The organism is Serratia proteamaculans (genome assembly GCF_013337185.1).
Taxonomy (GTDB): Bacteria; Pseudomonadota; Gammaproteobacteria; order Enterobacterales; family Enterobacteriaceae; genus Serratia; species Serratia proteamaculans_D.
The window spans coordinates 1-1248 of sequence record NZ_SWDE01000018.1; the positions used below are offsets into that span (position 1 = coordinate 1).

Consider the following 1248-nt stretch of genomic DNA (forward strand, 5'->3'; position numbering starts at 1 on the left):
CACCAGCGCGGCGGTTTCCCCCAGCGGCTGACCGAGCGTGACGCCGTTGCGATGGGCGGCTACGCTGCCGTTGAGGCCGTAGTTCAGCCGCTCACTGTTTTTGTCATAGCTGTAGCCGGCGGTGGCTTCGCCGTAGGTGCCGCGGTAGTCGAGGTTGGCGTTGCCGCCGTAGCCCTGGCCGCGGGTGCCGTAAGTCTGCTGCACCCCCCAGCTCAGGCTGTTGTCGCGCAGCGCCACGCCGCTTAGCCCCAGATTCTGGCTGGTGGCCCCGCCTTTAGTGTTGTTCAGGCTGTAGTTGACCCAAGCGTTGTTGTTGTCCCACAGGTTGAGCGGCACGTTGATATTGAATGCGATTTGCTGGTCGTTGCTGCGGGTTGTGCCCTGACTGTTGCGGTTGTAACTCCAGTTGACGCCGTAGCTGATACCGCGCCAGCTGTTGCTGTACCCCAGCCCGAAGGAGGCCAGGCTGCGCTCGCTGTTCCAGTAGTCTTCCCGCACCGCGCTCAGCGACAGGCTGCCGGCGTCCTGCCACAGCTGCTGGTTCATGCTCAGTTCGGCGCGGTTGCGGCGACGTTCCGTCATCCAAAACGGGGCATTGCTGTCGCGCCAGCCGTCCAGCACTTCAGACAGCGAGTAGAACCCGGCGGTGGAGTAGCGATACCCGGCGATGGCAAAGTTGGTGCCGGTCTGCACCAGGTTTTTGCTGTAGCGCACCCGCCAGGACTGGCCGGTGGCACGCGCCTTGTTTTTGGGCTGGGCACGCGACTGGGTCACGTCCAGCGAGAAGGCGCCCCAGTCACCGAGGTTGTTGCCGAGGCCGAGTGCGGCGGACTGGTAATGCTGCGCGGTCTGCACGCCACCATACAGCGTGGTGTTCCACGGCAGGCCGTAAATGGCGGTGCCCTGCAGCAGGGTGCTTTTGTCGACGCTGCGGTCATAGCTGCGGTACTGGCCACCGGTCAGGCTGTACTTGAGTCGGCCTTCGCGCTGCAGCACCGGCAGGGAGGCGAAGGGCACCAGGATATGCTGTTCGCTGCCATCGGCCTCTTTGATGGTGACCTGCAGGTCACCGCTGCCGCCGGTGGGGTACATGTCGTTTATCACGAAGGCCCCAGGGGCGACGTAGGTACGGTAAATCTCGTAGCCATTCTGGCGCACCACTACCAGGGCATTGGTACGGGCGATACCGCGCACCACCGGGGCATAGCCGCGCAGGCTGTCGGGCAGCATCTCGTCGTCGGAGGCGAT

1 protein-coding gene is annotated in these 1248 nt (G+C 64.2%); it reads right to left on the bottom strand.

The window, feature by feature from the left end; translation table 11 throughout:
* Positions 1 to 1248, bottom strand: a 1248-nt coding sequence (locus FCL49_RS24550) for a fimbria/pilus outer membrane usher protein (RefSeq protein WP_174355468.1), incomplete at both ends; no start/stop codon positions are given.